General features: G+C 62.1%; 6 protein-coding genes. 5 read left to right on the top strand and 1 reads right to left on the bottom strand.

The window, feature by feature from the left end; all coding sequences use genetic code 11:
- Window positions 1–415: 415 nt before the first annotated feature.
- The 5 genes from EI28_RS11355 (at window position 416) to cgi121 (ending at window position 5,463) form a co-directional block, all read left to right on the top strand.
- Window positions 416–1,363, top strand: coding sequence for a tyrosine--tRNA ligase (locus tag EI28_RS11355; RefSeq protein ID WP_048114949.1), 948 nt, complete (start codon window positions 416–418; stop codon window positions 1,361–1,363).
- 7 nt (window positions 1,364–1,370) lie between these two features.
- The gene (locus tag EI28_RS11350; RefSeq protein ID WP_048114944.1) at window positions 1,371–2,147 is read left to right on the top strand and encodes a serine protein kinase RIO; all 777 of its coding nucleotides are present in this window, start codon (window positions 1,371–1,373) and stop codon (window positions 2,145–2,147) included.
- A gap of 23 nt (window positions 2,148–2,170) precedes the next feature.
- The gene (locus EI28_RS11345; RefSeq protein WP_011845330.1) at window positions 2,171–2,713 is read left to right on the top strand and encodes a KH domain-containing protein; all 543 of its coding nucleotides are present in this window, start codon (window positions 2,171–2,173) and stop codon (window positions 2,711–2,713) included.
- Between the two features lie 76 nt (window positions 2,714–2,789).
- Window positions 2,790–4,928 carry an ATP-dependent DNA helicase gene (locus tag EI28_RS11340; protein WP_048114942.1) on the top strand — a complete coding sequence of 713 codons (2,139 nt, stop codon included), beginning with the start codon at window positions 2,790–2,792 and terminating at the stop codon, window positions 4,926–4,928.
- A 7-nt stretch (window positions 4,929–4,935) separates the two neighbouring features.
- Window positions 4,936–5,463, top strand: coding sequence for a KEOPS complex subunit Cgi121 (gene cgi121, locus EI28_RS11335; protein ID WP_048114940.1), 528 nt, complete (start codon window positions 4,936–4,938; stop codon window positions 5,461–5,463).
- A gap of 107 nt (window positions 5,464–5,570) precedes the next feature.
- Here cgi121 and EI28_RS11330 read toward each other — a convergent pair.
- A partial coding sequence (locus EI28_RS11330; protein ID WP_048114935.1) for an RNA-guided endonuclease TnpB family protein occupies window positions 5,571–5,888 on the bottom strand: 318 nt, incomplete at its 5' end.

Here is a 5,888-nt window from a genome sequence, read left to right as displayed (position 1 = left end):
TTATTCCTTTGTTACGAGTATGATATTCTGATAGCCGTACAGAGGCGACTCGGCTAAGTTCGTTGAGCAATTCGTGAGGTGGCAGGTCGCCAACGAAACTACCACCACTAGTTCACAGCACGTCCTGAATATAATCTATATATTTAAGGGGATAATCTATATACTTTTTGCCAGTCACTCACACCTGAGCTCCAATTGATCAGGAAGCCTGAATTATCTCCTTCCAGGTTGTGCAATAGACTGAGAAAGACTACCAGCACTACAACACCCACCTGCAACGGTATCTCTTGAGCCCAGCAAGAGGGGTGCCGCGACCACAAGCTGAAATTCAGATCCACAAGATGAGACGATTTAGCAGCGCTCAATCAGCACGCCTAGAAGAACCATTAACTCCCCGGCAGACCCACTATTTTTAATGGATCCGTATGAACTGGTGACGCGGAATACGGTAGAGGTCGTCACCGACGAGGAACTGCGTGCGCTCATCGACCGTCCGGTCAGGCGGGTCTACACCGGCTACGAGCCGAGCGGGGAGATTCATCTCGGCCACATGGTGACGGTGAACAAGCTGATGGACCTGCAGCAGGCAGGGTTCGAGGTGACGGTGCTCATCGCCGACCTCCACGCGTTCTTGAACCGCAAGGGAACGATGGAAGAGATCCGCGAGACGGCCGAGTACAACCGCCGCTGCTTTGAGGGGCTCGGCCTCCGCGGCGCAAACTACGTCCTCGGCTCGGACGTGCAGCTCACGCCGGAGTACGAGCTTGCCGTTCTCGAACTCTCCCAGGCGATCACCCTCAACCGGGCGAAGAGGAGCATGGACGAGGTCGGGCGGCAGATGGATAACCCGACGGTCTCGCAGATGGTCTACCCCATCATGCAGATGGTCGATATCGCGACGCTTGGGGTGGACGCCGCCGTCGGCGGGATCGACCAGCGAAAGATTCACATGCTCGCCCGGGAACACCTTCCCTCGATCGGGTATCCGGCGCCGGTCTGCATCCATACGCCGATCATCAACGGCCTCGACGGGAAGAAGATGTCGTCGTCGGCCGGAAACGTCATATCGGTCGCCGACTCCGAGGAGGATATCAAAAAGAAGATGAAGAAGGCGTTCTGCCCGCCCGAGGTCGAGAACAACCCGGTGCTGGAGATCCTGCGCTACCACGTCTTCCCCCGGGCGGGTGCGGTCGCCATCCGCCGGCCCGAGAAGTTCGGCGGCGACCGTGAGTTTGCCGCCTACGAGGACCTGGAACGAGCCTACGCGGCGGGCGAGATCCACCCGCTGGACCTCAAGACCGCCGCCGCCGCGCACCTCATCGATATCCTCGCCCCCGTACACGATTACGTCTGCAGCAGGTGATCCGGCCGTGGGTCAGAGAGACGAGCACGAGCGGTTCGACCGCAAGATCGAGGCGATGGGCGTCAGGATAAAAGACGCCGATACGGTGAAGGTACGGGACGACGTCTTCGACGAGGTCACCCTTCTCGCCCTCTACAAGCTCGTCCACAAAAAACTGATCACGGTCATCGGCGGGCCGATCAGCACCGGAAAAGAGGCGAACGTCTTCTACGGCGAGCGCGACGGGCAGGGGCTCGCGATCAAGATCTACCGCATCCAGACCGCGAACTTCAAGGCGATGAACGAGTACCTGGCGGGGGACCGCCGGTTCTCGAGCGTCCGGGGGACGCGCAAGGGCCTCATCTTCGCCTGGACCAAAAAGGAGTTCAGCAACCTGGCCCGGGCGCACGAGGCGGGGATTCCGGCCCCCGAACCGCTCGCATTCGACCGGAACATCCTCTTGATGGAGTTCCTGGGCGAGGACGAGATGCCGTATCCGCAGCTGCGGAACGCCGAGGTCGAGGATTACGGCGCGGTATACCGCGAGATCCTCGGCTACGTGGAGCGGCTCTACCGGGAGGCGCGCCTGGTTCACGCCGACCTCTCCGAATACAATATCCTCTACCACGAGAAACCATACCTGATCGATATGGGACAGGCGGTCACCCTGGATCACCCGCGGGCATCTGCGTTTCTGGTCCGGGATATCAAGAACCTCAATCGATATTTCTCCCGCTACTGCGACGTGCAAAACGAAGAGGAGATCATCAAAACGCTCGTCGGCACCGGACGCCGGGAGCCCTGAACACCGGAAGAAGGGATGCAACCATGACCATACAGGAGATGAAAGTTTCAACAGCGAGGATCGGTGTACTCATCGGCAAAAGCGGGTCCACGAAACGCGAGATCGAAGAGAAGACCGGGATAACCCTCCGGATCGACAGCGAGGAAGGACTGGTGACGCTCGAAGGGGAGGACCCCGTCGGCGTCATGACGGCGACGAACGTCGTCTCCGCGATCAACCGGGGGTTCTCGCCGGAGCGTGCGTTCCGTCTCCTCGACGATGAAGATATGATGCTCGATATCCTCGACCTCGCCGACCTTTCGGGGACGACCCGGCAGCTCGAACGGCTCCGGGGCCGGATCATCGGGAAGTCGGGAACGTCCCGCGCCCAGATCGAGGATATGACCGCGACAGAGATCTCGGTTCACGGCAAGACCGTCGCGATCATCGGTCTCCCGGATCAGGCCGAGACCGCGAGGAAAGCAATCGAGATGCTGATCCAGGGCGTCCCGCACGAGCATGTCTACGGATTCCTCGACCGGAAGAAGAAGGAAGCCAAGCAGGCGATGCTGGAGTACTACTCGTGATGCGACCGGGCCGGACCGACCCTGCCCACGACAATACGGAAGATATGCGGTTTGCAGTGGAAATGAAGGGGTACACATGGAGATAGCCGATCTCCCCGTCCCGCCGGACCTCGCGGCCGGCTACATTGCCGGCGGGATCACGGAACTTTACCCGCCGCAGGCCGCCTGCGTCGAAGCGGGCCTTTTTTCGGGAAAGAACCTCCTCGTCGCCATCCCCACCGCGAGCGGCAAGACCCTGGTCGCCGAGATGGCGATGCACCATCAGGTGGCGAGGGGCGGCAAGTGCCTCTACATCGTTCCTTTGCGGGCGCTCGCGAGCGAGAAGTTTGAGGAGTTCTCCGGAAAGGGTCTCCGTGTCGGGATCGCGACCGGCGACTTCGATCGAAGAGACGAGTACCTGGGAAGGAACGACATCATCGTCGCGACGAGCGAGAAAGTGGACTCGCTCCTGCGGAACCGGACGCCGTGGCTTTCGGAGATCAGCCTGCTCGTCGTCGACGAGGTCCACCTGATCGACGACCCGTCGAGGGGAGCGACGGTCGAGATGGTGATCGCAAAACTCCGCCACAAGAACCCGACGATGCAGATCATCGCCCTCTCCGCCACCATCGGGAACCCTGCCGACCTCGCCGGGTGGCTGGACGCCGAACTCGTCGAGAGCGAGTGGCGGCCGGTCGACCTCCGGGAAGGGGTCTTCTTCGAGGACGGCATCAGGTTTGCCGACAGCGTCCGGGAGGTCGGGCGAAAGAGCAAGTACGAGGACCTGGACCTCGTCCTCGACACGGTCGCGGAGGGTGGGCAGTGCCTGGTCTTCGTCAGCTCGAGGAAGAACGCCGAAGCGTTCGCGAAACGCGCGGCATCGGGCTTAAAAATCGCAAACCCCGTCCTCGCCGGCTACGCTGATAAGATACGGTCGAGCGCCTCGACCGATATGGGAAAGACCCTCGCCGCCTGCGTCGCCCAGGGGGCGGCGTTCCACCACGCGGGGCTCTCGCGGGAGGAGCGCCAGCTCGTCGAGGCGGGGTTCCGTGAGGGGCAGATCAAGGTCATCTCCTCCACCCCGACCCTCGCGGCGGGCTTAAACCTCCCCGCCCGGCGGGTGATCGTCCGCGACTACCTCCGGTTCAACGCCGGGGAAGGGATGATGCCGATCCCGGTCCGGGAGTACCGGCAGATGGCCGGCCGGGCCGGACGGCCGCGGCTCGACCCCTACGGCGAGGCCGTCCTGATCGCGAAGTCCGAGGAGATGGTCGAGGAGCTCTTCGACTACTACATCGAGGCGACGGCAGAAGACGTCCGGAGCCGGTGCGCGGACGAGGCGGTCCTCTGCACCCATATCCTCTCGCTCGTCGCGACCGGCTTCGCCCGGGAGCGCGGCGAGGTGCTCGGGTTCATGGACGGGACGTTCTACGCCCACCAGGGCGAGAGCCCGCGTGCGCTGAAACGGGCGGTCGACCGGGTGCTCGAGTTCCTGCGGGAAGCGGAGATGATCACCGAGGTGGGGGAGTGGCTCGAGGCCACGGAGTACGGGTCGCTCGTCTCCCGGCTCTACATCGATCCCCGGAGCGCCGAGGTGATCGTGAACGCGATGGCGGGCCGGAAGGACTACACCGATATCGGCTTCCTCCACCTCCTCTGCGCGACGCCGGACATGCCGACGCTCTTTGTCCGCAAAAACGACATGTACGCCCTCGACCGGTTCCTCGCCGACCACCGGGACGAACTCTGGATGGAGATCCCCTGGGACGCGGGCGAGGAGTTCGACCGGAGCCTCAAGACGGCGCTCCTCCTCGCCGACTGGGGGGACGAGGTGGGCGAAGACGTCATCTGCGAACGATACAGCGTCGGGCCGGGCGACGTCTACGGGATGGTGGAGAGCGTCGCCTGGCTGGTTCACGCGAGCCGGCACCTCGCCGGGCTCTTTGCCCCGCACCTCGCGGCCCCCATCGAGGAGATGGAACTCCGGACCAAGCACGGTATCAAGAAGGAGCTCCTGCCGCTCATCAGGATCCGGGGGATTGGCCGGGTCCGGGCCCGCCGGCTCTTCAACAACGGTATCGACTCGATCGAGGCGCTCCGGGAGGCGGGCCCGGAGAAGGTCGCAACGATCCTCGGGCAGGGGATCGCCGCACAGATCTTCGATCAGCTCGATGGTGTCCGGGACGAGATCGGGGGTGTCGGCGAGAAGCAGTCGACCCTCTCCCGGTTCGGGTGAATGAACAATGGCAGAAACAGAGATAGCATGCGAAGTCTACCGGGCGGTCTTTACGATCGATGACAAGATCGGGTTTTTAAACGAGATCCGGAAGATCGCCGACGAATTTGAGACGCACATCATCCTCTTCGACGCCGACCGCCTGACAGGACGGGATCACGTCGAGGCGGCGCTCCGGCACGCCTGCCGGTCGTGGACCGGCGGCGAAGCGATCGCGAACTCGCTTGAGATGGAGGCGCTCCTCTACGCCGCGGGAACCCGGCAGTGCCAGGTGGCCTCGTCGTTTGGGATTCACCCGGGCGAGAACCGTTCGTACGTCGCCGTCTGTCCTCCGGCGCCCGGCGTCCGGGACCGGCTTACCGATCTCGTGAGGTTCGTTCACGATGAACAGGGAGGAGAGGAGATCGATCCCGCAAAAAGGGCGCTTCTTGCGGACCTCTTCTCGATCACCCCCGAGGAGGTCGCGGTGGTCGGGGAGGAGCGGTTCCGCGAACTGGTCCTCGAGCGGGTGGCGCTCCTCGACGTCTACCGCTGACCCCAGTGAATTCCGCCTTCGCGGCTTCGCGTCTTTCGCGTGAGACCTTGTTGCTATACTTCACAGGTGACTGCTCCCCCGACTGAAGTCGGGGGCATCTTGGGATATCACCCCTGAGATTGCAGTCCCAATCTCATAATATTGATCGCCGCGTTCTGGTCGCGATCCATCACCAACCCGCAATGCGGGCAGGAATGGACGCGATCGGAAAGTGTCTTGGCGACGATCATCCCACATCTGGAGCATATCTGAGATGTGTTTCTGGGGTTGACCAGGATCACGCGTGAGCCAGCATCTTCCGCTTTGCTCTCTGTGATCGTGATGAACATATTCCAGGCGACATCTGCAATGCTTTTTGCCAGATGGTGGTTCTTCTGCATGTTTGTGATATTCAGATCCTCGAACACAATTGTACCAAACCGATT

This window comes from Methanoculleus sp. MH98A, assembly GCF_000691865.1.
GTDB lineage: Archaea > Halobacteriota > Methanomicrobia > Methanomicrobiales > Methanoculleaceae > Methanoculleus.
The sequence above is the reverse complement of the archived record's forward strand: the minus strand, read 5'-3'. Positions and strand labels throughout refer to the sequence as shown.

Bases quoted from the DNA above. Each gene is read 5' to 3' on its own strand.
- EI28_RS11355 (WP_048114949.1), top strand. From the start codon at position 416: ATGGATCCGTATGAACTGGTGACGCGGAATACGGTAGAGGTCGTCACC.
- EI28_RS11345 (WP_011845330.1), top strand. From the start codon at position 2,171: ATGACCATACAGGAGATGAAAGTTTCAACAGCGAGGATCGGTGTACTC.
- cgi121 (WP_048114940.1), top strand. From the start codon at position 4,936: ATGGCAGAAACAGAGATAGCATGCGAAGTCTACCGGGCGGTCTTTACG.
- EI28_RS11340 (WP_048114942.1), top strand. From the start codon at position 2,790: ATGGAGATAGCCGATCTCCCCGTCCCGCCGGACCTCGCGGCCGGCTAC.